25 protein-coding genes, 2 tRNA genes and 1 riboswitch are annotated in these 23258 nt (G+C 53.7%); of the genes, 12 read left to right on the top strand and 15 right to left on the bottom strand.

Annotation, left to right across the window (positions count from 1 at the left end; genetic code table 11):
• Window positions 1–29 precede the first annotated feature (29 nt).
• Together AADB16_RS11895 and AADB16_RS11890 are read left to right on the top strand one after the other, a co-directional pair.
• Entirely contained in the window at window positions 30–482 is a 453-nt protein-coding gene (locus AADB16_RS11895; RefSeq protein WP_410803513.1) for a MarR family winged helix-turn-helix transcriptional regulator, read from the top strand.
• Complete coding sequence (locus AADB16_RS11890; RefSeq protein ID WP_410803511.1) at window positions 482–1228, top strand: siderophore-interacting protein; 747 nt, start codon at window positions 482–484, stop codon at window positions 1226–1228. The genes AADB16_RS11895 and AADB16_RS11890 overlap by 1 nt, the downstream gene beginning before the upstream one ends.
• A gap of 28 nt (window positions 1229–1256) precedes the next feature.
• On the opposite strand, the gene AADB16_RS11885 is transcribed toward AADB16_RS11890, so the two are convergent.
• Window positions 1257–1856, bottom strand: a complete 600-nt coding sequence (locus AADB16_RS11885; RefSeq protein ID WP_410803510.1) for a DUF938 domain-containing protein — start codon at window positions 1854–1856, stop codon at window positions 1257–1259.
• A 45-nt stretch (window positions 1857–1901) separates the two neighbouring features.
• Window positions 1902–2849 carry an AEC family transporter gene (locus AADB16_RS11880; protein WP_410803508.1) on the bottom strand — a complete coding sequence of 316 codons (948 nt, stop codon included), beginning with the start codon at window positions 2847–2849 and terminating at the stop codon, window positions 1902–1904.
• A gap of 131 nt (window positions 2850–2980) precedes the next feature.
• On the opposite strand from AADB16_RS11880, the gene AADB16_RS11875 reads away from it, so the two are divergent.
• Window positions 2981–3385 carry a DUF1330 domain-containing protein gene (locus AADB16_RS11875; RefSeq protein WP_309044409.1) on the top strand — a complete coding sequence of 135 codons (405 nt, stop codon included), beginning with the start codon at window positions 2981–2983 and terminating at the stop codon, window positions 3383–3385.
• Window positions 3386–3394: 9 nt separating this feature from the next.
• On the opposite strand, the gene AADB16_RS11870 is transcribed toward AADB16_RS11875, so the two are convergent.
• Window positions 3395–3745 (bottom strand): branched-chain amino acid transporter permease, encoded by a 351-nt coding sequence (locus AADB16_RS11870; protein ID WP_410803507.1) that lies wholly within the window; start codon window positions 3743–3745, stop codon window positions 3395–3397.
• Entirely contained in the window at window positions 3738–4442 is a 705-nt protein-coding gene (locus AADB16_RS11865; protein WP_410803505.1) for an AzlC family ABC transporter permease, read from the bottom strand. The genes AADB16_RS11870 and AADB16_RS11865 overlap by 8 nt, the downstream gene beginning before the upstream one ends.
• Window positions 4443–4529: 87 nt before the next feature.
• On the opposite strand from AADB16_RS11865, the gene AADB16_RS11860 reads away from it, so the two are divergent.
• From AADB16_RS11860 to pgsA, 4 genes are all read left to right on the top strand, one after another.
• Window positions 4530–4781, top strand: coding sequence for a hypothetical protein (locus tag AADB16_RS11860; protein ID WP_410803503.1), 252 nt, complete (start codon window positions 4530–4532; stop codon window positions 4779–4781).
• A 98-nt stretch (window positions 4782–4879) separates the two neighbouring features.
• Window positions 4880–5539 carry a UvrY/SirA/GacA family response regulator transcription factor gene (gene uvrY / locus AADB16_RS11855; protein ID WP_309044413.1) on the top strand — a complete coding sequence of 220 codons (660 nt, stop codon included), beginning with the start codon at window positions 4880–4882 and terminating at the stop codon, window positions 5537–5539.
• Complete coding sequence (gene uvrC / locus AADB16_RS11850) at window positions 5523–7385, top strand: excinuclease ABC subunit UvrC (protein WP_410803501.1); 1863 nt, start codon at window positions 5523–5525, stop codon at window positions 7383–7385. The genes uvrY and uvrC overlap by 17 nt, the downstream gene beginning before the upstream one ends.
• Before the next feature lie 7 nt (window positions 7386–7392).
• Entirely contained in the window at window positions 7393–7944 is a 552-nt protein-coding gene (gene pgsA, locus AADB16_RS11845; protein WP_298449479.1) for a CDP-diacylglycerol--glycerol-3-phosphate 3-phosphatidyltransferase, read from the top strand.
• Here the strand turns inward: pgsA and AADB16_RS11840 are convergent.
• Genes AADB16_RS11840 through thiB form a run of 7 tightly spaced genes read right to left on the bottom strand, consistent with a single transcriptional unit; the run spans window position 7941 to window position 14908 of the window.
• Complete coding sequence (locus AADB16_RS11840; RefSeq protein WP_410803499.1) at window positions 7941–8567, bottom strand: ABC-type transport auxiliary lipoprotein family protein; 627 nt, start codon at window positions 8565–8567, stop codon at window positions 7941–7943. The genes pgsA and AADB16_RS11840 overlap by 4 nt on opposite strands.
• Window positions 8564–9502 (bottom strand): MlaD family protein, encoded by a 939-nt coding sequence (locus tag AADB16_RS11835; protein ID WP_410803497.1) that lies wholly within the window; start codon window positions 9500–9502, stop codon window positions 8564–8566. Before AADB16_RS11835 ends, AADB16_RS11840 begins: the two co-directional genes overlap by 4 nt.
• Before the next feature lie 6 nt (window positions 9503–9508).
• Window positions 9509–10336 (bottom strand): ABC transporter ATP-binding protein, encoded by an 828-nt coding sequence (locus AADB16_RS11830; RefSeq protein WP_309044417.1) that lies wholly within the window; start codon window positions 10334–10336, stop codon window positions 9509–9511.
• A 3-nt stretch (window positions 10337–10339) separates the two neighbouring features.
• Window positions 10340–11521, bottom strand: coding sequence for an ABC transporter permease (locus tag AADB16_RS11825; protein ID WP_309044418.1), 1182 nt, complete (start codon window positions 11519–11521; stop codon window positions 10340–10342).
• Window positions 11522–11562: 41 nt separating this feature from the next.
• Complete coding sequence (locus tag AADB16_RS11820; protein WP_410803495.1) at window positions 11563–12177, bottom strand: ATP-binding cassette domain-containing protein; 615 nt, start codon at window positions 12175–12177, stop codon at window positions 11563–11565.
• Window positions 12170–13894 (bottom strand): thiamine/thiamine pyrophosphate ABC transporter permease, encoded by a 1725-nt coding sequence (gene thiP, locus AADB16_RS11815; RefSeq protein ID WP_410803493.1) that lies wholly within the window; start codon window positions 13892–13894, stop codon window positions 12170–12172. The genes AADB16_RS11820 and thiP overlap by 8 nt, the downstream gene beginning before the upstream one ends.
• 9 nt (window positions 13895–13903) lie before the next feature.
• A complete protein-coding gene (thiB, locus tag AADB16_RS11810; RefSeq protein ID WP_410803491.1) occupies window positions 13904–14908 on the bottom strand; it encodes a thiamine ABC transporter substrate binding subunit in 1005 nt (334 codons plus the stop codon).
• 67 nt (window positions 14909–14975) lie between these two features.
• A riboswitch (TPP riboswitch) is annotated at window positions 14976–15073 on the bottom strand.
• A 52-nt stretch (window positions 15074–15125) separates the two neighbouring features.
• On the opposite strand from thiB, the gene AADB16_RS11805 reads away from it, so the two are divergent.
• The 4 genes from AADB16_RS11805 to AADB16_RS11790 all read left to right on the top strand — a co-directional run bounded on the left by AADB16_RS11805 (window position 15126) and on the right by AADB16_RS11790 (window position 19230).
• Window positions 15126–16259, top strand: coding sequence for a metallophosphoesterase family protein (locus tag AADB16_RS11805; RefSeq protein WP_410803489.1), 1134 nt, complete (start codon window positions 15126–15128; stop codon window positions 16257–16259).
• Window positions 16256–18904, top strand: coding sequence for an AAA family ATPase (locus tag AADB16_RS11800; RefSeq protein WP_410803487.1), 2649 nt, complete (start codon window positions 16256–16258; stop codon window positions 18902–18904). Before AADB16_RS11805 ends, AADB16_RS11800 begins: the two co-directional genes overlap by 4 nt.
• A gap of 113 nt (window positions 18905–19017) precedes the next feature.
• Window positions 19018–19093: transfer RNA gene (locus AADB16_RS11795), tRNA-Gly, on the top strand.
• A 63-nt stretch (window positions 19094–19156) separates the two neighbouring features.
• A tRNA-Cys gene (locus AADB16_RS11790) sits at window positions 19157–19230 on the top strand.
• A 366-nt stretch (window positions 19231–19596) separates the two neighbouring features.
• Here the strand turns inward: AADB16_RS11790 and AADB16_RS11785 are convergent.
• The 3 genes from AADB16_RS11785 to AADB16_RS11775 form a co-directional block, all read right to left on the bottom strand.
• Window positions 19597–20022 (bottom strand): DUF4870 family protein, encoded by a 426-nt coding sequence (locus AADB16_RS11785; RefSeq protein ID WP_410803485.1) that lies wholly within the window; start codon window positions 20020–20022, stop codon window positions 19597–19599.
• A gap of 241 nt (window positions 20023–20263) precedes the next feature.
• On the bottom strand, window positions 20264–20989 hold the full coding sequence (locus tag AADB16_RS11780) for a PspA/IM30 family protein (RefSeq protein ID WP_410803483.1): 726 nt from the start codon (window positions 20987–20989) through the stop codon (window positions 20264–20266).
• 4 nt (window positions 20990–20993) lie between these two features.
• Window positions 20994–21263: a YiaA/YiaB family inner membrane protein gene (locus AADB16_RS11775; protein ID WP_200204705.1), complete on the bottom strand. Its 270-nt coding sequence runs from the start codon at window positions 21261–21263 to the stop codon at window positions 20994–20996.
• Window positions 21264–21416: 153 nt separating this feature from the next.
• Here AADB16_RS11775 and AADB16_RS11770 point away from each other — a divergent pair, with 153 nt between their 5' ends.
• Window positions 21417–22181, top strand: coding sequence for a helix-turn-helix domain-containing protein (locus AADB16_RS11770; RefSeq protein ID WP_410803481.1), 765 nt, complete (start codon window positions 21417–21419; stop codon window positions 22179–22181).
• 45 nt (window positions 22182–22226) lie between these two features.
• Here AADB16_RS11770 and AADB16_RS11765 read toward each other — a convergent pair whose 3' ends face one another.
• Window positions 22227–22976, bottom strand: a complete 750-nt coding sequence (locus AADB16_RS11765) for a CLCA_X family protein (protein ID WP_410803480.1) — start codon at window positions 22974–22976, stop codon at window positions 22227–22229.
• Window positions 22977–23258 lie beyond the last annotated feature (282 nt).

Genomic DNA, 23258 nt, shown 5'->3' with positions numbered 1-23258 from the left:
GTTGATTTAGTCAACTATATGGAGTGTTTATGCCTGAAGGGTCACTTAGCGAAGCTGTGCATCGGTTGATGCACGCATATAAACATCTTCTCCGTGAAGGTGTTCAACGGCAGAAGATTGAATTGCCAGTTACTCACATCAGGGTGCTCAAGGCGATCTGCCGGAATGATCAGATTACTGCTCAATCCATTGCAAAACGGATGCAGCGGGACAAGGCTCAGATCACTCGTGCACTCAATGACTTGATCAGAGACGGCCTGATCGTTAAAGCGGATAATCCCCTGGATCGTCGCAGCCAACTGCTGAACCCCACATCTGAAGGCCGGGCAGTGATGACTAAACTGGATTCCGTGGAAGAGTGGGCGGTGCAACAATTGACCGCAAAGCTTGAGAGCGATGAGCTCGCGTTTTTCCTCCGCATCAGTCAGACGATGGCAGATTGCGCGAAACAGGTTGGAAATTCTGAGAAGGAGGAGTCCTGATGTCTAAACCTGCACCAAGAACTCTGGAGGTGGTTCGCTCCGCCTACATCACTCCAAATATGCTGCGTTTAACGCTTGGTGGTTCGGGATTGGCCGACTTTCCGGAGGACCAGGAAAGCGCTTATATAAAGCTTATTTTTCCGCAGTGCGGGGAAGCGCGACCGTTGATGCGTACCTATACCATCAGCGGACAGCGCAACAATGAGATAGACGTGGATTTTGTGCTTCACGCTGCAGGCGGGCCTGCATCAGCATGGGCCGGTAGTGCGAAACCCGGAGACCAAATTCTCGTGGGTGGGCCGGGGCCTAAAAAACTGATCAAAAGGCACGCAGACTGGTACCTTCTGGTCGGGGATATGACAGCGCTACCGGCAATCGCAGTCAATCTTGCTCAGCTGCCGAAAGATGCCCGGGGCTACGTAGTTATTGAAGTAGTGTCAGGTGAAGACATTCAGCCGCTGCAGCATCCAGAGAATATTGAGGTTCACTGGGTTGTGAGTGCCACACTGGAAGTTGATGCCAGCGCACTACTGAAACACGTTGAACAGCTTTCCTGGTTGCCGGGCCAACCGGCGGTCTGGGCGGCTTGCGAATTTCATAGCATGCGCGCACTTCGAGCATATTTTAAGCAGGAACGCGAAATGGCCAAAAGCCATCTTTACATATCAAGTTACTGGAAAATCAACAGTACGGAAGATCAACACAAGATTGCGAAACGGGACGATAGCCAGGCCGTCCTTGCCTAGCTTGCAGAACTATTTGAGTTTTCTTGGATTAACCTTTTCTCCAGACCAGCAACCGGTTATTCGCCGGCATTTCGAAGTCGGATTCCAGAACCAGCCCGGTCGCATCGCCGGTTCGTTTGAGGTCATCCATATCCCGAATACCCATTTCCGGGTTTCGCTGCTTCAGATGAGTATCAAACTGCCGGTTGCTGGGGCTTGTGAATTGGCCTCCGTAGTTGAAAGGCCCGTACAGGCAGAAGGCTTCGCCCGCATCGAGAATGGCAGCCACACCCCGGAACATTGCTTCAACCTCAGGCCAGGACATGATGTGTGCTGTGTTGGCAGAGAAAACACCGTTGATTGGCGGCAGTTGCCAGTCGGGCGCACTGACATCCAGAGGCAAGGGGGTGTTGATGTTGAGCAGGTTCGCATCTTCCAGCCAAGGCATACACAGCTGAGCGTTACTTGGGTGGTCGCTGGGCTGCCATAGAAGGTGCGGAAGGTGCTGGGCAAAATGAACCGCATGTTGCCCGGTACCTGTGCCAATCTCCAATAGGGTTCCAGGCTCGTTGAACACAGTGGCAATCTTTTCGAGAATAACTTGTTTGTTGTTCTCGCAGGCTTGGGAATACGGCTTTCCGTCAGTCATTGGAGGCTCTGATTGGTTGTTGGAGGTTCGAGCGTAGACAGATGTTTATATCAGGCCAGCGCCCTTCAGGACAAATACCCCCAAGGTTACGGTGACGCTTGCCATCAGTGTGGTTATTGCAATGATGTTCGCGGCCAATCGGTCGTTGCCACCAAGTGCTTTAGCCATCACAAAGCTTGCAGCTGCGGTAGGGCTGGCAAAGAACAGAAATAGCAGTCCCAGCTCAGGCCCGGAGAAACCTGATGCCCAGGCTGCGCCGGTGCACAGGGCTGGCAAGAACACCATCTTCATCAGGGATGAACTAAATGCCGTTGAGCTGTCATTGCGAAGGGCGCTGAAGGATACCGTTGCGCCGATGCACAACAAGGCCAGTGGAAGGGTAAGCGATGCAAAATAGTCGCCACTGGTAAGAATCCATTCCGGCAATTGAAGATTAAGCCAGGCCACAGGAACAGCTGCAAATACGGAAAGTATAAGAGGATTGCGAAGTATGTCCTTGAGGATGCGGCGCCACTCCGGAGACTCTCCTGCCTGGTATGCAGTAAGCACAATCACCGAAAGTGCATTGTAAGAAAGGATCACTACGCCCAGCAAAATACTACCAGCAGAGAGCCCGAAGTCTCCGTAAAGGTTTGCCGCCAATGCAAGCCCGACGATGCCGCAGTTACCCCTGAAAGCACCCTGCACGTATACGCCCCGATCAGCATGGGTTACGCGCCAGCGTGCCCAAAGCCATGCAAGTGTGAAACTGGTAAGTGTTGCAAACAGGTAGAAAACGAGAAGGCCAAGGTTAAGGGAGGTGCTTAGATCTGCCTTTATGATGCTGAGGAACACAAGCGTTGGTAGCGTGGCTTTGAAAACCAGTGCTGATGCAGTGTGCACAAAGACGTCGTCTATCCAGCCGATGCGGCGCAACCCAAGCCCGATAAAAACCATAGCGAAAACCGGGAGAGTGGTTGCAAGAGTTTGCTGAAACAGGTTGATCAGGTCCATTGTAGAGCGGCCAGTAAGCTGGAGAGTGAAGGTTCCATGATAGATCTGAAGGAACGTTAATGAAATCGCTTGCCGAAGCCTCTAACGGGTGGGCTATAGTATGGCAAAACCTATAATACAAAGGGCTCAGCATGAACGTCGTTAATCCCGCGCCGGAACAGCTGCAGAAAGTTTTGGCAGACACTCCAAAAGACCAGCCTGTCGTAATGCTCAACTTGCTACGGTTTCGCGATAAAGCAGATTACTCCGATGATTCTGGCGAGTGCAGTGGGCGCGAAGCGTATCAACAGTATATGAAAGAAGCGGCCGCTTGCGTGAGCGCCGTGGGCGCTGAGGTTATCTGGTCTGGGCGTAGTGTTGGTTCTCTTATTGCTCCGCCCGATGAGTCTTGGGATCAAGTGTTGCTTGTGCGTTATCCGTCAATCGATGCGTTCATGGCAATGATTCAGAGCTCTGAATACAAAGGCGTGGTCAAACACCGCACCGCAGCTTTGAAAGATTCAAGGCTGGTTGCCAATGTGGAAGGCCCGCGCTGAAGCAAAGCCTTAGCCAATAACCCCGGATTCCAATAGCCCCGACTGGCGTATCACCATATAGGTTGCTGTGCCTGCAGCAATAGAGAGCAGGGCATTGCGTCGCCACAGATGAACGATTACTACTAGAGCTCCCGCAAGAATTGCATCAAATCCGGGTAAAAAAGCATCCCAATCAGCCGAACGTTGTAAAAATACCGTAGCCAACAACGCCATAACTGCCGCAGGCAGGAAGCGCCCAAGGTGCTTTACCAGAGGGTGCTCGGTATGGCGTTCGAAAAACAGAAACGGAATGATTCTCGTTGCGAAGGTCGCAGCGGCAGCAACCGCAATGAAGGCTGTGAGATAAACGGTATCAGACATGGCTGTGGCCTTCCGCAGCAGGCTTGGCACGCAGGTTACGATACTGGAGTAAAAGTACCGCGGTCACTATCGCAATGGCGCCAATGAGTTGGTGTGCAGGTGGCAGTACTATCATGGCTACCCCTGCCGCCGCTGCGCCAACCCATACCGGGAACGCATCCCCCAGTGCCTTGAGCTGTTCAATTGTGAGCACAATGAACAGTGCAACAAGGGCAAATTCGATACCTGTGCTGTCAAACGCTACGTTTCGGCCCAGAAGAGCGCCAAGAATGCAGCCAATGACCCAGTAAACCTGATTGAATGCCGTTATTCGGAAATCAATGTCCAGTTCCTTTAGTGTGTCCTGTGAGCGCGGGCGGCTTGTAAGTAGTGAGTAGGTTTCATCGGTCAGACCAAAAATCAGATAGAGCTTGCGCCAGCCTGCCCGTCGGAACTGCCCGAGCAGAGACAGGCCATAGAAAAGATGGCGGGCATTGAGTACAAACATCGCGATGAATACTTCCAGCAAACCGGCGCTGGCCGCTAAAAGGCTGACTGCAAGAATCTGGCCGGCACCAGCGTAGATGACTACGCCCATCAGTGGTGCTGCCCACCATGCATAGTCCAGCTGGGTTGTGAACAGTACCCCGAAAGCCATGCCGAGCGGGAGGTAGCCAAAAAAAATGGGCAGTGTGAGGCGAAAAACCAGAGAGTTCATTAGCATCCAAACGTTCTGAAAGTGAAAGATGATAGAGAATCGATCCGAATTTTGAAAGTGGGTATAGTGGCCCCAACAGGAGATACTATGAATTATGAAGCCGGGCACCAGCCACAATCCGATCCCCGTGAGGAAAAGTTCATTGTAGACAATGAATTGTTAACGGAGGATCAATTGCTTGGCTTGGCAGAAGAGTACTGTACTCGCTACCATGGTCTAAACGATAACGAAAACCCCATGGCAGAACTGAGCCGCGTACAGGCTGCTATCAAGGAGGGTGATCTGGTGGTGTGGTTTGATCCGGTAGAGAACACTGCCGGGCTTGGCGTACCGGAATGAGCACTCAACCTCAAAGAGTATTTCGGTTTGCACCTACCCGGGGGCGACCGTAACCGGTACAATCGCGCAGTTCTTTGAAGCGGTTTGCGAGGTGAAATTTGATCAGGGTATTGGTTGTAGATGACCATGAGCTGGTTCGTTCCGGGATAACCCGGATGCTCGCGGACGATCCCGATATAGATGTTATTGGCCAGTCCCCATCCGGAGAAGACGCCATCGACTTCGTGCGTAAAGAACGCCCGGATATCGTATTAATGGACATTCGGATGCCAGGCATTGGAGGCTTGGAAGCTACCCGACGCATTCTGAGAATCGACGACACTATCCGAGTGATCGTGGTAACTGCCTGCGCAGACGATCCCTATCCAGCCCGCGTAATGCAAAGCGGTGCCTCCGCCTACATCACCAAAGGTGCGGATATTCGGGAAATGGTTCGCGCTATTCGTATGGCTCATTCTGGCCAGCGCTATATCAGCCCTGAAATCGCTCAGAAAATGGCCCTGAAGCAATTAGGTGGCGACAAGGAAGAAGAGGGCGAACTATCGCTGTTTGATCGTCTGTCTGAGCGCGAGATGCAGATAGCCATGATGGTCGTGGACTGCCAGAAGGTGCAGGATATTTCAGACAAACTCTGCCTTAGCCCGAAAACCGTTAACAGCTACCGTTATCGGATTTTTGAAAAGCTGGAGATCTCCAGCGACGTTGAGTTGGCCCTGATGGCAGTAAGGCTTGGGTTGCTCGATGCCCACAAGGTCTGACGCCTCCGTTGAGAACAGCGAGGGGTTTGATAGCAAGCACTTCCTGAAACAGCTAACCGAACGGCCCGGCGTCTATCGAATGTATGACGATGCCGGCGCTGTTCTGTATGTAGGCAAAGCCGGTAATCTGAAAAAGCGCGTTAGCAGCTATTTCAGAAAAACCGGCCTGGCGCCCAAGACGGAAGCTTTGGTCGCGAAGATCGCCTCCATAGAAGTCACTATTACCGGCAGCGAAACAGAGGCTCTGTTATTAGAGCAGAACCTTATCAAGTCTCTGCGCCCGCCATACAACATCCTGCTTCGGGATGATAAATCCTACCCCTATATCTACGTTTCTGCCCACAGTGATTACCCCTCGCTGACCTTTCGGCGTGGGCGTACCAAAAAGGGCGGAGGTACCTGGTATGGGCCGTTTCCGAGTTCCGGTGCAGTCAAGGAAAGCCTTAATGTATTACAGAAGGTTTTCCGTATAAGATCATGTAGTGAAAGCTATTTTCAGAACAGATCGCGCCCCTGCCTTCAGTATCAGATCAACCGCTGTACGGCGCCGTGTGTGGGGTATATTTCGCCAGAGGACTATCTGCAGGACATCCGTCATGCCACCATGTTTCTTGAAGGCAAGAACCCGGTCATTATTCGTGATTTGATGGACGCCATGGAATCGGCTGCCAAAGGCCTCGAGTTCGAAAAGGCTGCAGCCTACCGTGACCAGATCAATCATCTGCGCCATGTACAGGAACAGCAATCGGTGGATGGCGAAGGCGGAGACGCGGATGTGGTTGCCATTGCGCAGGATGCTGGCGTTGTGTGTGTTGTGGTCATTATCGTCCGTGGCGGCCGGGTGTTGGGCACCAAGGATTACTTTCCCCGCTATTCTCTCGAGCAGTCAGAAGGCGAGCTGTTAAGCGCATTCCTCGGCCAGTATTATTTCGGGGGCAACACGCGCCGGGAAATCCCCAAAGACGTGTTGGTTCCGGTGGAAGTTGATGGACAGGAATTGCTGGCTCAAGCGCTTTCCGATGCAGCCAATCGGGAGACCCGCATTCGTGGTAATGTTCGCGGAGAGCGCCGGCGATGGATGGAACTGGCAATGACCAATGCCCGGCAAACACTGCTTACCCATATCGCCAGCAAGGAAACCGTTTACCGTCGTTTGCTGGCACTACGAGACATGCTGGAACTGGCGGAAACGCCGTCGCGAATGGAATGTTTTGATATCAGCCACAGCCACGGCGAACACACAGTCGCATCCTGTGTTGTTTTCGATGAGAATGGCCCCCTAAAAAGCGACTATCGGCTGTATAATATTGAAGGCGTGAAGGCAGGAGATGATTACGATGCCATGCGCCAGGTGTTGACCCGTCGGTATCGCCGCATGGTTGCAGGTGAGGGCAAGCGCCCGGATCTCGTGTTTATTGATGGTGGCAAGGGGCAGTTAGGCATTGCCCGGGAAGTATTTGATGAGCTTGGGGTTTCTGACATCCCCCTTATCGGTGTGGCCAAGGGCGTAACCCGGCGCGCAGGTATGGAGCAGTTGATCGATGCGATGACCGGTGATGTGTTCCGTGTACCTGCCGATTCTCCGGCGCTGCACCTGATCCAGCACATACGGGATGAATCCCACCGTTTTGCGATTACCGGGCACCGTAAAGGGCGCGACAAGAAGCGCCGCCAGTCTACCCTGGAAGGTATTGAAGGAGTTGGCCCCAAAAGGCGCCGGGAACTGATTCGGTATTTTGGTGGTATACAGGAACTACGCAAAGCCAGTGTTGATGAGATGACCAAGGTTCAGGGCATCAGCAAATCATTGGCTGAAAACATATACGCAGCATTGCATGACGAGTAATAACCGTATGAATTTACCGAACCTGCTCACACTCTCCCGCATCATCATGATTCCGGTCTTTGTGGCGGTGTTTTATCTTCCCATGCATTGGAGCTATATGGTTAGTGCAGCAATTTTTGCGCTGGCTGCGGCAACGGACTGGTTGGATGGCTATCTTGCCCGCAAGCTTAACCAGAGCACGCCGTTCGGCGCGTTTCTCGACCCGGTTGCTGATAAATTGATGGTGGCAGTGGCATTGGCGATGTTGATTCAGGAATACTCGGCAATTTTGCTGACCATTCCAGCCACGGTGATTATCTGCCGTGAAATTGTGATTTCCGCCTTGCGTGAATGGATGGCTGAAATCGGCAGCCGGGCAAGTGTTGCTGTGTCTTATATCGGCAAGATTAAAACCACTGCGCAGATGGCGTCGATTGTTGGCTTGCTGGCATTCCCCCCTGGCCAGCTGCTCTCAGATATTGCCGTGGGGCTGTTGTATATCGCCGCCATATTAACCCTCTGGTCTATGGGGCTGTATATCAAAGCTGCGTGGCCAGATCTATTCCCTGAGAACGACTAGCTCGGGTTAGCGTCGCAGTTTGTTGCCCAGGCAATAAGCTCATTTGCAAGCTGCTCTCCCGCGTTACCAAAGGCTAGTACCACTGCCTCAATGCTCGTGTCTTCAGCCGGTGTAGATACAGTGAAGCTGTTTGAGCACAGAATTGCCTGTGACCGGTTATCAACCAACTGCCCATATACCGATAGGGTTACCCGAGCGCTGTCACCCTGATTGATCGCATGGAAGGCGTTGATTTCTGTTGAGAGGCTTAGATCTGCACTGCCTGGAGCAGGGTCCATGACCACATGCTGAAAGCTTGCGCTGGCCCTGAATGCACCTGCCAGCATGTCCCTCACTAAGATCGGTACCGTATCTCGCCATCGCACTCCCCCATACACCCTGAACTCCCACGGAAGAGGTTTTGCCAGAATCCGCGAGCTGTTGTATGGGTCGGATGCCATCGGGGTATCAATTCGCAGGCTTTCAGACCTGCTGGCGGTGTTGCCGTTGAGTGTATGAGGGGTGGGAAAGTCCATAACCCTCGGCGCTTCTGGTACAGGAAATACCGTACAAGCGGCCATTGAGCCTGAAATCGCCAACGCGATACCCGCAGCCTTAAACTTCTGTATAACTGAACGGCTCACCGGGACACCTCCTTGATTGTTGGGGCACCTAAGAGAGTACCCCTGGGGTCTTCTTCCAGACGGCGGGTAAATTGGTTCAGGTTTCTCAAGGTGCCACGAAGTTCTCTAAGTGCAGGCGCTAGTTCGCCCATTCCCTGGAGCCCTGAATCCAGAGCGCCTTCGTTCTTTTTGGTTAGATCGTCGATACGCACAACCGCTTCCTGAACTCGGGTCATGGCTGAGTTCATACTGGTTAGCACCGATTTTGCTTCGTTCTGCAACAGAGCGTTGGCGTTATCCGACACCCTGGACACCTTCAGTGCGGCTTCAGCAGCACGCTGACTTGCATCATCCATCCGTGCTAGCAGGGCCACCAACTGTTCACGGCTGCCTAACAAAGATTCACTGGCTTCGCGGGTGTTGCGGAAAATCGCTGTCAGGTTCTCGGTGTTTTCGTTCGAAAGCAGCGTGTTTGCGCTGGTAAGCAGTTGTTCCGCCTTGGTCAGTATTGCTTCACCATTGGTCAGTAAGCTTTTAAACGCTGAAGGTTCGGCGGTAATTTGCGCCGGATTGGTTCGGGTGCCAATCAGCACCGGGCTATCTTTGCTGCCCCCGCTGAACTGCACGCTCATACTGCCCGCAATGTTGGCCAGCACCAAACCCGCGCGGGTATTTTCCCGTACAGGAACTGTCTGTTCGACGCGAACCAGAACCCGAACATGGCCAGGGTTGTCCAGATCCAGTTTTAGCTCCAGTACATCGCCCACGGCAACGCCACTATAAAGAACCGGGTTACCCTTGGAGAGACCACCCACGGCTTGATCGAATACAATTTCGTAGTACGACCACTCGCGATCCGCAGAGGATTTTGCCAGCCACAATGCGAACAACAATGCCGCAATCACCGCGGTGAGCGTAAATAGCCCGATTATCAGATGGTGTGCTTTTGGTTCCATAGCCTCTTACTCCGGTAACCGGCTCGTATCTAGAGCACGAAATGCGTAACTGGCGGCCCGCCCGCGGGGGCCCTGAAAATAGTCCTGAATCCATGCATCGTCTGTAGCGGCAACGTTTTCGATGGTGTCTGCCACCAGAACCTTCTTTTGTGACAGCACCGCCACTCGATCGCAGGTTGTATACAGCGTATCCAGATCGTGGGTGACCAAAAACACAGTCAGCCCTAACGCATCCCGGAGGGTAACGATCAGCTTATCAAACGCGGCCGCGCCAATAGGGTCGAGCCCTGCAGTTGGTTCATCCAGGAACAAAACTTCCGGATCCATCGCCAGCGCCCGAGCCAAGGCAGCGCGCTTGACCATGCCTCCAGAGAGTTCCGATGGGTACTTAAGGGCAGAATTCGCCGGAAGGCCCGTTAAGGCGAGCTTCATGCGGGCAAGCTCTTCTGCATCCGGGCGGGACAGGTCACAGTGCTCAATCAATGGCAAGGAAATATTCTGAAGGAGATTCAACGAGGTGAACAGCGCGCCTCTTTGGAACAAAACGCCAAACCGTTGCTCGGTTTTCGAACGTTCTACTGCGCTGAGCTCACCGAGATCTTTCCCAAAAACCCGTATACGGCCAGCCGAAGGCTTAAGTAAACCTACGATGCTTCTCAGGAGTACCGATTTACCCGTTCCTGAGCCGCCTACAACGCCCAGAATTTCGCCTTTGACGAGATCCAGATCCAGGTTTTTGTGGACAACATGGCTGCCAAACCGGTTATCAAGCCCTCGCACTTCAATAACCGGCGCAGGGCGACTTTTGGTTTCGTGAATGATTGGCTCTGCCATGGTTTACCAGCCCATTTCCATGAAGAAGAGTGCAGCTACCGCATCGAGAAGAATAACCATAAAAATCGACTGCACCACGGCGGAGGTGGTGTGAATACCAACGGATTGAGCGCTGCCGCCAACCTTGAACCCTTCCAGGCAGCCAATGGCCGCGATCAAAAAAGCAAAAATTGGCGCTTTCGACATGCCTACAAGGAAGTGCTTGAGTGCAATGTCACGTTCTACAATCGCCATGAATTGAGTGGGAGAAATATCGAGAGCAAGCGCGCAGACCATGCCACCGCCGACCAAGCCGGCGATAACGCCCACAAACGTCAGAATAGGCAGGCTGACCATCATGGCCAGAATTCGTGGAATAACGAGTAATTCAACCGGATCCAGCCCCAAGGTGCGGATAGCATCCAACTCTTCGTTTACCTTCATGGCGCCTATTTGGGCAGTGAAGGCGCTGGCTGTTCGGCCTGCAAGCAAAATGGCCGCAAGTAAAACGCCAAACTCGCGGAAAAATGAGAAGGCGACGAGATTGACGGTGTAGATTGTAGCGCCAAAATCTTTGAGAACCGTGGCGCCCAGGAAGGCGACTACGGCGCCAACCAGAAACGTAAGCAGAGCAACAATTGGAAGTGCGTTGAGCCCGGTATTCTGAATCGCCGCGACGAACGGTGTGACACGCCAGCGACTGGGTCGCGGCAGAATAACCACCAGCGTTGCGATAATCTGCCCAACAAATCCGGACAACAAGTAAGCCAGGTGCCAAACGGCCGCAACTCTCTTGCCAGTCTCGGTGAGAAACTCAACAACCGGCGTAAGACCTTCAGGCTCAGGGGGTGGCTCTTCTCGCATTGCATCTGCCACTGCATACAGAAGTGCACGTTGCTCCCGGGGCAGGGTAGTCGGGGTGTGGTCATCCCGTTTTGTCAGCGCAATGAGAGTGTTCGGCCCCAGCAGGGTGGCCAGAAGCGATGCACCGGCTGTATCAACTTGCCCCAGACCTTTCAGGTCGATTCGTTCTGCGGCCCACTGTTGGCCTGAACTGGCCTCAATATGCTTCTTGAGTGCTTTATAGTCAGCCAGAGTCCAATCGCCCTGAACAAGCAGGTAGCCATTCTCACTCGCCAGAGATCCTGGCCGACCGTGATGCGATGAGGGCTTTTCATGTTCCGGGGAACTGGCACTGTTGGGCACGGGTGTCAGAATTCCAAAGGTTGGTTTATTAGCTTACTAGCTTAGAGTCTGTGAACGCTATCTGCCAGTAGCTTACGGTCTTCCTTATCATGGCTGGCCAGCACAATGAGTGTACCCCGAGCTTTCTCTTCTAGCAGCAATTGTCGAAGAAGATGCCGCGCATCGCTGTCCAACCCCGTAAGTGGTTCATCAAGAAGCAGTATCGGCTTTTGGCGCAGCAACGCCCGTAATAAGGCTACACGCTGCCGCTGGCCTCCAGAAAGGTCTCCGGGTAAGCGCTTGCCAAAACCTTCAAGACCAACGCTGTCCAGTCCCTGTTCGATAGCCTGCTGATCCTCGGATGTGAGTTTTAGCCCCGGGTGGATGCCAAGGCCAATATTCGTCTCAACATTGAGGTGTTCAAACAGGTTGTGCTCCTGGAACACGCTAGTGATTGGTCGTTGCCAGGGTGCGCGTTGGCGCAGGCTTTCGTCCTGCCAAAGGATGTCGCCGGATTGTGGCTCAAGAAAACCTGCCAGCAGGTTCATCAGTGTGGACTTGCCCGATCCGCTGGCGCCGTGAATCGCAATGCACTGCCCTGGCTCCACGGTGAAATGAAAATTCCATGGAGATTCCTGATCCGGGTATGCAAATATCAGATTTCTTACTTCAAGCATGTTCAGGCTCCGGAACACGTCTGGGTGATTTAGTCGCCAAACCGGTTTTGTGTAACGGTGATCCCAACCTGTTAAAAACGCTAAACAGCACGAGCAAAAGCAACACAAGCCAGAGCCCGGTGGCGGCTGCGGCATCCATTCTGTAACTGCCAAGCTGCTGATACAGCAACACTGGCAGGGTAGGTTGGCCCGGGGTGCCGAACAGCGCAATAACCCCGAAGTCGCCCAGCGATAAGCCTGTGCCGTAGGCCATGGCTAAAGCCAATGGCTTGCGCATTCTTGGCCAGTGCAGCCATCGCCAGCGATACCAGCCCAGCACGCCAAGCTGATCTGCTTGCTGGCGGCTGGCGGAGTCGAGGCTCCCCAGTGGGCCTTTGAGCATCTGCAATACAAAGGGCAGAGCCATCATCGCGTTGATTAGCGTAACCAGCACCAACCCTTCACTTGAGCTGCCAAGGCTAGGGCGGAAAAGTAGAAACAGGCCTGTGCCAAGAACCAGCGGTGGAATAATTAGGGGTAAATACGCAGCTACATCAGTTAATCGGGTGATAGCGGGTCTCTTCGACGTTGTTCCGGAAGCCAGAATCAGCAGGGCTGCGCATACAGACATCAACCCGGCGGGCAGGGCGATTGCCAGGCTTCTCACTGTGGCGTCAAGTAAGGCTGGATTAACCGAGAAGCTGCCTTGCGGAAAGAAAGCACTGCCCATGCCGGGAAGCCCCCTAGTCAAAATGCCCAAAAGCGGCATTACCAGAAAGAGCACAAACAATCCGAGGGCGGTGCCATCTGCCAAGCGCGCTTGGAGGGAGCTGCCTGCTTTGGTTCGGTGCGACGCAACGCGCCTGTCTGGCAGTAGGGAAGCCGTAAGCCCGCGGCGGGTTGCCAGCCACCAGAGGAACCCGCAAATAATAAGTTGAACCATGGCAAGTAGTGCTGCCTGGCCGGAATCGAATTCGAATCGCAAAGACTGGTAGATGGCAACTTCAATGGTGGTTGCCGCTGGGCCGCCGCCCAAGGTCATCACTATGGCAAAGCTAGTAAAGCACAATGTGAATACCAACGCCGCAACACCAGGCAAGACAGGCTTGATGGCAGGCCACTCCACCGCTCGCCAATACCACCAACGGCCAAGCCCGAGCTGGGCGGCAACCCTGAGTTGTGATGGCGGCGCGCCTTCAATGGCCTGCAACAGAATCCGTGCGGCCAACGGCGCGTTGAAAAACACATGGGCCAGCACAATGCCGTTGATGCCGTAGAGGTTCCAGGAAACGCCAAGCCAGTCGCTGGCAAAGCCAGTGAGCCAACCCTGGCGCCCGTACACGCTAACTAATCCAGACACCGCAACAATCGAAGGGAGCACCAGGCTCAGCTCCATCAACCGAAGCAGAACAGCACGCCCCGGAAACGCAGGTTGTCTGGCGAGGATTCTGGCAATCGGAATAGCCACAAGAAGACTGAGTAAAACAGAAAGAAACGCCTGCCAAATCGTAAAGGTAACCACGGTTCGCAAATAGCGGCTTTGCCAGAGTTGGCTGATATCCGGTAGTGAAGCCTCCCAGATAAGCGCGCCCAGCCCCGCCACCGAAAGCAGCACCAGCGCACTGGCGATCGTAAGCCCGGGCCAGAGCTGCCACCCGGGGCGGCTGAAAGGTGCAGGCCGCCCGGGTGTCGAGTGCGAAGGTAAAGCGTGTTGCTGGCGCTTGGCGAGACTGCTCATGGGCCTTGATTACCGTGTCATGGCATCCAGCCACTCGTTCATCCATTGGCGGCGGTTATCGGTTACGGTTTTGGGGTCAAAATACAGCGCTTCTTCTGGCTGAATCAGCTTGTCGAAAACAGATGGCAATTCATCGCCCAGATCGGTAGCCGGGTACATCACGTTTTTAAGGGGAATGTGCCTTTGAAAATCCGCGCTCAGCATAAAGTCGAGAAACTCACGCCCGAGTTTTTTCTGATCGGATGAATCAACCAAGGCAGCCACTTCAACTTGCAGATAGTGACCCTCTTCGAACTGAGCGGCCTGGTAACGATCTGTTTTATCTACGGCCATGTGGTAAGCCGGGGAGGTGCTGTAGGAAAGAATCATCGGCGCTTCGCCATTCATGAACAGCGAGAAATAGCCGTCGCTCCAGCTTTTGGTTGTGGTGAGAATCTTGCCGTTGAGTTGTGCCCATTTTTCGGCCGCCTGGTCGCCGTATACATAGCGCATCCAGAGCAGCAATCCAAGGCCGGGGGTGCTGGTTCTAGGGTCCTGGATGATGATCTTCAGGTCGTCAGGGGCAGCGATCAGTGCTTCCAGACTTTTTGGTGGGTTAGGCAGCTGTTCGGTATCGTAAACGAATGCAAAGTAGCCCCAGTCGTATGGTACAAACACCGGGTCTTGCCAGTTGATGGGCAGGTTCAGGGCTGAAAGATCGGTTTCGTGGTTTGCCAACAAGCCTGTTTGTCGAGTTGTTTCCATGGTGGCGGTGTCCAGGCCCAGCACCACATCGGCCTGAGTGCTTTTGCCCTCAAGGCGCAGGCGTTGGAGAATGTCACCACCGCTGTCCAGCACCACATAGTTGACCTGGCAGTTGCACGTCTGCTCAAAGGCTTCCTTAACGGCTGGCCCCGGGCCCCATTCTGCGGCGAAAGAGGGGTGGGTATACACGGTAAGGGTGGCTGCCTTTTGGGCGTGTGCAGGCGCAAACGCCAAAGCAAGCAGAAACAGTGCAAACGCTCGGATGAGCATGGTGGTATAACCTCCGCAACAAGTTAAGGGTGGCCATAATTGGCAGCCATGTCGCGGGCCCCACCGAGGGTGGTGAGTGCTCAATCCCTTCGCCGGCATAATCCGGATCAGGTTCCGCGGGTATGGTCTCAGCCCGGCATTTGCCCGGCACCCCGTTGAGTTGAATAAAGTGTACCATGCTGGCGGTTGGCAATGGTAAGAGGCAAGGAGAACGCAGGTGCCAAAGTTTTTACATACAGCAGACTGGCAGATGGGCCGAACCTACAGCCGGTTTGACGCCGAAGATGGCGCGGCATTGGTTGAAGCACGATATGAAGCCATCGAGCGGCTGGCGGCGCTGGCCACTGAACACCAGTGCGATGCGGTACTGGTTGCAGGCGATGTGTTCGATGCCCAAACAGTGTCTGATCGCACCATCAGGCGCGTGTTTAATGCCACCAGAGGTTTCGCTGGCCCTTGGGTAATGCTGCCAGGCAACCACGATGCGGCACTTGCCGAGAGTGTGTGGACTCGCGCAAAGCGCCTTGGCGCCGTTCCTTCGAACGTTCACCTGGCACTTGAGTCGGGTGTGACATCCTTGCCGGAGCAGGGCATTGCAGTTTTGTCTGCGCCTCTAACCCAGCGACACACCTATGGCGACCTGACCCAGCCATTTGCTGAAATGGGAACCCCTCCCGATTTGCTTCGCATAGGTTTGGCCCACGGCAGCGTTCAAGGCTTGCTGCCGGACGAAATTGATTCCACCAACCCCATCGCCCCCGACAGAACCACAACAGCTAATTTGGATTACCTAGCCTTGGGCGACTGGCACGGCGTTAAGCAAATAAACGAACGAACCTGGTACAGCGGTACGCCGGAACCTGAGCGTTTTCGCAATAACGATGCCGGGTACGTGTTGACTGTTGATATCGAAAACCCCGGTGCGACACCGCAAGTGACCCGCCATGAAACCGCCCGCTATCAATGGCACCAGTGGCGGGAGACTCTATCTGTGCCATCCGATCTGGACGAACTGCTGATTCGCATAGGCCAATTGCCCGAGGCTTCGGTTCTAGACCTGAAACTTACCGGCACACTCACACTGGCCGGCGACCAAAAACTGACCGAAGCACTGTCTGTCGCAGAAGCCCGCTACCGCAGTGTTACCTGTGATCGAAGTGGTTTGCAGTTGGAGCCCACCGAAGACGACATTGCCGAGTTGCGTGCAGACGGATACCTCGGGGAAGTGGTTCAAGAACTGAGGGAGAGCCAACAGACGACTGAAGAAGATGAGGAGGCTGCCGTAGCACGGGACGCGCTCGGCATTCTTGCAGGCCTGCTCAAACGAAAAGACGCGGAGGTGGCCCAATGAAACTCCAGCGTTTACGTGTTGAGCAGTTTCGCCAATTCAGGCAAGGCCTGGAGCTGAATAGCCTGCAGCCCGGCATTAACCTGATTCACGGCCCTAACGAATCCGGTAAGAGCACGCTGGTTCGCGCCATTCGCGCCGCCTTCTTTGATCGTTACCGGTCCAAATCCGCTGATGAACTGGCCCCGTGGGGCGATTCTTCTGCCGCGCCAACAGTTGAACTGATATTTGAGCACGGGGGCAAGCACTGGCAACTGGACAAGCGTTTCCTTAAGCGTCATCGCTGTGATCTGAAGGTAGATGACGAAACCTTCAGCGGCGAAGAAGCCGAAGAAAAACTGGCTGAGTTGCTGGGCTACCAGTTCCCCAAAAAGGGCGCCAGTAAAGAAGAGCACTGGGGAATCCCGGGCTTGCTCTGGGTTGAACAGGGAACCGGGCAAAACATTGAGAACGCCGTACTGCACGCCGGTGGACACCTGAAATCCGCATTGAACAACCTGGTAGGTGAAGTCGCCAGCAGTGGCGGTGATGAAATTATCCAGGCCGTGGAGCAGCAGCGCAAAGAACTGCTGACTTCAACCGGGAGACCAAGAGGCGACTATCTGGAGCTCGCGAATACTCGGGAGACACTGCAACAACAGGTATCGGACCTGAAATCACGGGTTGAGCAATACCAGGCTCAAGTGGATAGATTGGGGACTCTGGCCGCTGAACATGAACAAGCCAATCGCGAACGCCCATGGGAAGAGGCTCGGCGCGAGATGCAGTTGGCAGAAACAAAATACCGTGAAGTTGAGGCGCTGCAGGAGCAACAAGCTCGGGGAATCGAGTCGCAAAAACAGATTCAGCAAAACCTCTCCTTGCTTCAGCAAAGCCAGATTCACTGGCGCAATCAGAGTGATCAGCTCGAGCTGCGTCATCAGAGTTATCTCAAGGCAAAACAACAACTCGAGCAGGAAGAACTCGCCAGCCCTGAGTTGGTTAAGCAGGTTGAAGCAGCGCGCAGCCAGTACCAGCTTGCCAATCAAACCGTGCAGCAGGCCCATCTCAGAGATACACGGGAGCGCCTGGAGAAGGACTGCGCCAGACTGAAAGCGGATCTGGCGCAACTGAAACAACGCCAGGAAGAGGCCAAAGGCATTCAGGTTTCGCTGGACTTAGCACGAAATACTAGAAAGATAAACCTCATAGATATCGGCGCATTACGAGAACTAAAGAAGAATCAACGTGAACTTGACGATGCGAATATTCGAATCCAAACCGTAGCCACCCGTGTTACCTGGAACCTGAAGCCAGGCGCATCACTGGATCTGGATGGGCAGAGCGTTGAGGGGCAGGGTGAGAAGCTTCTGCTGGAGCAAGGCGTGCTCGCGATCCCAGGTATCGGTGACCTTGGCATTCAGCCCGGTGGCGCCGATCTTGCCAGCCTCCGACGACAGCTCGAGCGGTTGGCGCAATCTGTGACGCAGCAGCTCACAGAGCTGGCAGTTGAGTCTGTTGAGGCGGCGGAATTGAAGCTGACGCGACTTCAAGATGCTGAAGCACAGATACAGCGCTTTGATGACCTTCTGAGATCCCTGGCGCCCAAAGGCGTCGACCAGCTTGGTTCTGACCGATCTGAGATTGAGTCCGAATTGCTCGCCCGAACCACTGAGCTTGAAGCCTTGCCAGAAGCTGCAGCGTCCGCTGTTGTCGCCAAGCCGCTCAGCCAAGCAGAGGCGGAGCTAAAACAAGCGGAAGTACGATTGACGGAAGCGGAGGCCGGGCAGAGGAATCAGGAAGGCCTGCTGCATAAAGCCCGCTACGTTAGCGAAACGGCAATGCGGGAATGGCAACGCATGCAGGATGAGCTGAACAGCCCAGAGCGCCAATCACAGATAGAAGGCATAGCTCGCGATATTGCTACTGCCGAAAAGCAGAACGCAGAACTCGAAGCCTCCTTGAAAGACCGTGAAACCCTGATTCGAGAAGCTCGTCCAGAGCTTTTGAAGCAAGACATAACGCGTTACCGCGCTACTGCTGAGCACCAGGAAGCTGCCCAACAGAAGCGGGCCCTGGAACTGAGCGAAATTCGTGCAAGGCTTGAAGCCTGGGGTGCGGAGGGGCTTGAAGAGAAGCATAACGAACTGGTTGCAGAGTTGGAGCACGCCAACCGTCGATATTTGGAACTCGATAGGCGAGCAAAGGCGTTAGACCTTCTTCTGAACCTGTTAATTGAGAAGCGACAGGCTCTTACTCGGCGGTTGCAGGCGCCGCTGCAGAAACATCTGGATCATTACCTGACCGTTCTGTTCCCCGAAGCCAGCCTGGAAGTTGACGAAAACCTGATGCCCGGCAAATTCAGCCGGGGAAGCGAGCTGGGGCAGATGGCCGAGCTAAGCTTTGGCGCCAGGGAACAGATGGGGCTTATCAGTCGCCTGGCCTATGCAGACCTGCTGCAGGAGGCAGGGCGACCCACGCTGATCATTCTGGATGACACCCTTGTACACAGCGACGCAGGGCGGCTGGATGGCATGAAACGCATCCTGTTTGACGCAGCCACACGCCACCAGATATTGTTGTTTACCTGTCATCCTGAAAAATGGCGGGATCTGGGCGTTGAGCCAAGAGACCTCGAAGCACTGAAGATCCAGAGTGTTTCTGGTTAAAAAACGCTCAAAAACATCCGTTAAAACAAAAACTTAAAAAAAGGTATTGACGAAAGGGCCGTAATCCGTAGAATACGCATCCGTTGTCGGGGCATTGCTTCGATAAGCTTGAGGCGGGAATAGCTCAGTTGGTAGAGCGCAACCTTGCCAAGGTTGAGGTCGCGAGTTCGAATCTCGTTTCCCGCTCCAATTTCCTCAAGTCTCTCAATGCCAACCTGAGAGCACAAAGACTCGATTCCTTCGATCTTTTTAGGCGCGGTGGCAGAGTGGTCATGCAGCGGACTGCAACTCCGCGTACGCCGGTTCGATTCCGACCCGCGCCTCCATTATTTCTCCTTGTTTTCAGTCGCTTAGCATTTTTCGGTCAGAGCCGGCGTATTAATGGCGAAATCGATTATTGTCAAAGGGTTGATCCTAGCTCGCCATTTAAATTAGGCCGCAGTTCCTGATCAGCTTCACTACCGCATCCTCAAAGTCTCCATCAGCAGTTGCAGAACTCTGTGGGCTATTCTGAACCACTTACTGCTAAATAGAGTGCGTATCCGAATGGACGATGGGATTGCCGCCGTAGTTAGGTGTTGACCACTACAATTGGAGTAGCTTCTCCGGGGTGGCCGCGGCGGGGTATTTGGCGGGGACTGAACCACTGACTCTTCGGGAATCAGTGGTTTTTTCAGGTCGGCTATTTCGTTTTAGATTGAGCTGCCTTCATTAAGGCGCAGGAGGCCTTTAACAACTCGGTAGATGTACCAGATAATGGGAACGAGGAACAGAATTGCGCCAATACCAAACGTGACTGTTGTCAGAATTATGCACAGTACGCTCCACAGGAACATCCACCAAAAAGTGCGGATCTGCCAGCTATTGTGGGATTTAACGACAGGGTCAGTTAATGAACCGCTTTTAACATGGTTCATAATCACCCCGACTATGCCTGTGATGCCGATAAAGATGCTGACGGCCTGAAGAATATAAACAATTAATGCAAATTGCTTCTCGGACTCATTGATGCCGGTGGATGCCTGAACTGTTTCAGTGCCGACGCTTGTAACATTGGTACTTTCCATTTCGCTTCCTTTTTCAGTTGTGCTCTTTGTGAGCGTTTTGGTTCCGATCAAAAACTGGTCCCTGGGTGCCAATAAAGCCGGCCTACTTAAATCTTGTCCACATATAGCGAAAGCTGATTATTTTTCATTCAAATCAAGGGTTGTTCAAGATTAATAATCCGTCACTCAGTGTATGGGCAAGCGTCAGTTCTTTCATGCAAAGCTGTGTTAATCTTTGTTATATTTTACAAGCGGGTGAGGTTGTGACTTTCTGCGGAGTCAGGCCACCACACGGCAGCCTGACTCGATTCACTCATGGTTGAGGCTGGCTGTTGTCAGCCTGCCCAATCTGAGCCTGCGCAGCCCTTAATCGCTCCAGAACTTTCGCTCCATCGCTCACTCCGTTGTCGATGCCGGCGGCCTTCAAGCGGGCATCCAGGTCACCGTGCTGTTGTTCCTCATCCAGCTCGGTCAAAGCGGCTTCTACGTCCTCGGCCTCGGTTTGCCGGGCACGAATCCGATCGGCTGATACGTTCAGGTCTTCCATGTAGCTGTGTAATCCCGTTGCGTGGCCCCGAAGCTGGCGGGTGATCTGTTCGGCGTGTCGGTTGGCTTTCGCCAGACGCATTTCACTGTAGAAGTGTTTCAGCGCACGGCCGGAATCCCTTAGTTGGCGGCGCAGCTCGCTTTCCTGTTGCTGCAGCTTTGCGTGCTGTTGCTGCTGGCGTTGCAGTACGGTTTCATCCTCTGCAATCAAGTTGGCCAGCTCCAGCGCCAAGGTTTCTTCGTTTTGCTCCAATGCTTGGCTGGCTTGCTGCTCCCGTTTGCTAATAGCAGCTTGCAGGCCGGTGTTGTCGCGATCCAGCCGGGTTTTCTCAGCCATAAGGTGCGCCAGCTCTCGCTTTGATCGGGCAATGGCTTGCTCGGCGTCCCGCAGTTCCTGTTCAAAGATGCGAATGTCGTTCGCGTCTACCAGCCTTGCGACTGGTTCGTGGGCTGATGCTCTGAATAGCGTGTTCATTTTGCGCCAGATACTCATGGTGTTACTCCCCGTATTCTTTTAGCAGCTGATGGGTGCGAGCCTCGGAAATGCGGTTCGCGATTCGGTGTTGCTCGTGCTCATCACGCAGCGTTTTCGATAATGTGATGGTGGTGCTGACGAGAAACAGAGCGCTGATCGCCATGTAACCTTTTATCACGATATCAACGGGCGCAAGCACCACGCCCGCAGCGGCGGCAAATAGTGCAATCGCGAATGAAACCTTCACAAAAAATACCCAGGAGTTTGAGTTGCTCTTCAGTTCGCTATCCATGATGTTTTCCTCGTTGGCTTTGTTGTTGGGACAGCCGAACTTTGCGCTATCACTGGATGCGTCGCGAGTGAATCCCCAAAGGTATTGCTACCGTATCTATCAGGTATCGAATAGTGATACCTTTTCGAGTGGGAACCTAATGGGAGGTGAATCATGGCGCAAACCAGTGCCATTGTTGGTGAGCTTAAACGGCAGCTACGGTCTCATGGCCTGACCTATCAAGACGTTGCTGAGGCTCTGGATCTCTCGGAGGCGAGTGTTAAGCGTTTGTTTTCTGAGAAGCAGTTTTCGCTCAAGCGTCTTGATCAAATTTGCGCACTGATGGGGATGGAGATCAGTGATGTTGTTCGCAAGCTGTCGCCAGAGCTTGAAGTCGAGCAGCTGAGTCTGGAGCAAGAGCGGGAACTGGTGTCGGATGTACGACTGTTACTGGTGGCAGTCTGCGCCATGAACCGTTGGCAGTTTCAGGAGATCCATCAGGTTTACGATGTGCCTGAAACCGATTTGATTGGTTATCTCGCCAAGCTGGATCGTATGGGGGTACTGGAGTTGCTACCCGGTAACCGATTCAAGTTGTTGCTCAGTCATGATTTCGCCTGGCAGCCGGGCGGGCCTATACAGCGCTTTTTCGAGGCTGAAGTGCAGCAGGATTTTCTGAAATGCCGGTTTAATCAGCCTGGTGAATTGCGACTGTTTGTGAGTGGCATGCTGTCTGCTCAGTCCAACGAGCTGGTTCAGCAGAAACTCAAGCGTTTGGCTCTGGAGTTTAGGCACTGCCATGAGGAAGATCTTGCGCTGCCCTTGGAGCATCGTTTCGGGGTGAGCCTGTTGATGGCCATGCGCCCATGGGAGATTGAGGCGTTTGACAGTTTCCGACGCTCCGAGGCGCGTAAGGACTACCCATCGTTTAGCCGTTGAGGACAGAGTGGGTAAATGCATTAGCGTGGTCGGGCCATGCGCGCTCTATCCCGCTTTCGCCTGTTCCCGATACAAGGCCGCACCCAGGGCAGAAAAATAGTCTTGAAATGCGTCGTTGATCCGCTGGCGATGCACGTCATTTGGATAAAGGCCTGCACTAGCTTCATCGGAGTACACAGTACCGCGCACCAGGAAAGAGTTGTTGGGTGTGCTGTCTTCGATGAACGCCTCAAACGCCCGGGCGCAAAGCTCTTCTGGTTTTGCGTAGTACAGCACCCTTAGTTGCTTGTCGGCTTCCTTGGATGCCTGAAACAGGGGGCTAGGTGATGTTCCGTCTTCAGTCAGCAGAATTGTTTTAAAGCAGGTGCTGAGCAGGCTGTTTAGAGGGTGCTTTTTCTGCTTGGCGCTACCGAGCCAGCCGCTGGAGGCAAACGCAAGCTTACCTAAACCGTGAAAGGCTCTATTCCCCATGTAATGATCAAACGCATGGAACCACTCATGCGCAAGGCTGCCGGCGCCGGCGTTCTTTGCGAGTGCCAGCTGACGGGTTGATGGAATGTAGTGAGCGGATACCCCGGGCCGACCACCAATGCCGTATTGCATGCCAAGAGATCCACGAAGGGATATCAGGCTCTCGGGCCCCTGAAGAATTGCCATAAGATCACACAGAGCCCGGTAAAACCGATCAGCAGCTCGATCCCGCTCTGAAGGCGTCACCCAGCGACCGACCTCTATGCTTCGGAAATCGAACTGGCGTCGAACCGTAACAAAAGAGATGGGGTGAGACATCGTCATAGGTTTCCTCCACGCTTGAGCGAGCGACTTATGGTCGCCAAGAACTGTGACGGGCATATTACACCTAATTACTGTTTTTATATACAGTGGTTTGCTTTAATTTCTCCGTTAGGTCAATTCTGAAAATGAAAATTCCTATAAATTTCAGAGAGAGTGGGCGTAATGATCGAAAACCTTAAAACCGATCTAATAGTGCGTGTCCCCGCCATCCCGCTCGAGGTCAGTTTAGGCAGGTTGAAAGAAGCAAGTTTATAAAAAACAACCAGTTAAATAACAAACTTT

The organism is Marinobacter sp. KMM 10035 (genome assembly GCF_046537445.1).
Taxonomy (GTDB): domain Bacteria; phylum Pseudomonadota; class Gammaproteobacteria; order Pseudomonadales; family Oleiphilaceae; genus Marinobacter; species Marinobacter sediminicola.
This window is presented reverse-complemented; position numbering and strand designations above follow the sequence as displayed.

Coding starts and splice junctions, on each gene's coding strand:
- AADB16_RS11820 (WP_410803495.1), bottom strand. CDS start 12,177: ATGCTTGAAGTAAGAAATCTGATATTTGCATACCCGGATCAGGAATCT.
- AADB16_RS11870 (WP_410803507.1), bottom strand. CDS start 3,745: ATGTCTGATACCGTTTATCTCACAGCCTTCATTGCGGTTGCTGCCGCT.
- AADB16_RS11865 (WP_410803505.1), bottom strand. CDS start 4,442: ATGAACTCTCTGGTTTTTCGCCTCACACTGCCCATTTTTTTTGGCTAC.
- AADB16_RS11835 (WP_410803497.1), bottom strand. CDS start 9,502: ATGGAACCAAAAGCACACCATCTGATAATCGGGCTATTTACGCTCACC.
- AADB16_RS11770 (WP_410803481.1), top strand. CDS start 21,417: ATGGCGCAAACCAGTGCCATTGTTGGTGAGCTTAAACGGCAGCTACGG.
- AADB16_RS11800 (WP_410803487.1), top strand. CDS start 16,256: ATGAAACTCCAGCGTTTACGTGTTGAGCAGTTTCGCCAATTCAGGCAA.
- uvrC (WP_410803501.1), top strand. CDS start 5,523: ATGCCCACAAGGTCTGACGCCTCCGTTGAGAACAGCGAGGGGTTTGAT.
- AADB16_RS11780 (WP_410803483.1), bottom strand. CDS start 20,989: ATGAGTATCTGGCGCAAAATGAACACGCTATTCAGAGCATCAGCCCAC.
- AADB16_RS11880 (WP_410803508.1), bottom strand. CDS start 2,849: ATGGACCTGATCAACCTGTTTCAGCAAACTCTTGCAACCACTCTCCCG.
- AADB16_RS11765 (WP_410803480.1), bottom strand. CDS start 22,976: ATGACGATGTCTCACCCCATCTCTTTTGTTACGGTTCGACGCCAGTTC.
- AADB16_RS11860 (WP_410803503.1), top strand. CDS start 4,530: ATGAATTATGAAGCCGGGCACCAGCCACAATCCGATCCCCGTGAGGAA.
- AADB16_RS11885 (WP_410803510.1), bottom strand. CDS start 1,856: ATGACTGACGGAAAGCCGTATTCCCAAGCCTGCGAGAACAACAAACAA.
- AADB16_RS11875 (WP_309044409.1), top strand. CDS start 2,981: ATGAACGTCGTTAATCCCGCGCCGGAACAGCTGCAGAAAGTTTTGGCA.
- AADB16_RS11830 (WP_309044417.1), bottom strand. CDS start 10,336: ATGGCAGAGCCAATCATTCACGAAACCAAAAGTCGCCCTGCGCCGGTT.
- AADB16_RS11775 (WP_200204705.1), bottom strand. CDS start 21,263: ATGGATAGCGAACTGAAGAGCAACTCAAACTCCTGGGTATTTTTTGTG.
- AADB16_RS11890 (WP_410803511.1), top strand. CDS start 482: ATGTCTAAACCTGCACCAAGAACTCTGGAGGTGGTTCGCTCCGCCTAC.
- AADB16_RS11895 (WP_410803513.1), top strand. CDS start 30: ATGCCTGAAGGGTCACTTAGCGAAGCTGTGCATCGGTTGATGCACGCA.
- pgsA (WP_298449479.1), top strand. CDS start 7,393: ATGAATTTACCGAACCTGCTCACACTCTCCCGCATCATCATGATTCCG.
- thiB (WP_410803491.1), bottom strand. CDS start 14,908: ATGCTCATCCGAGCGTTTGCACTGTTTCTGCTTGCTTTGGCGTTTGCG.
- thiP (WP_410803493.1), bottom strand. CDS start 13,894: ATGAGCAGTCTCGCCAAGCGCCAGCAACACGCTTTACCTTCGCACTCG.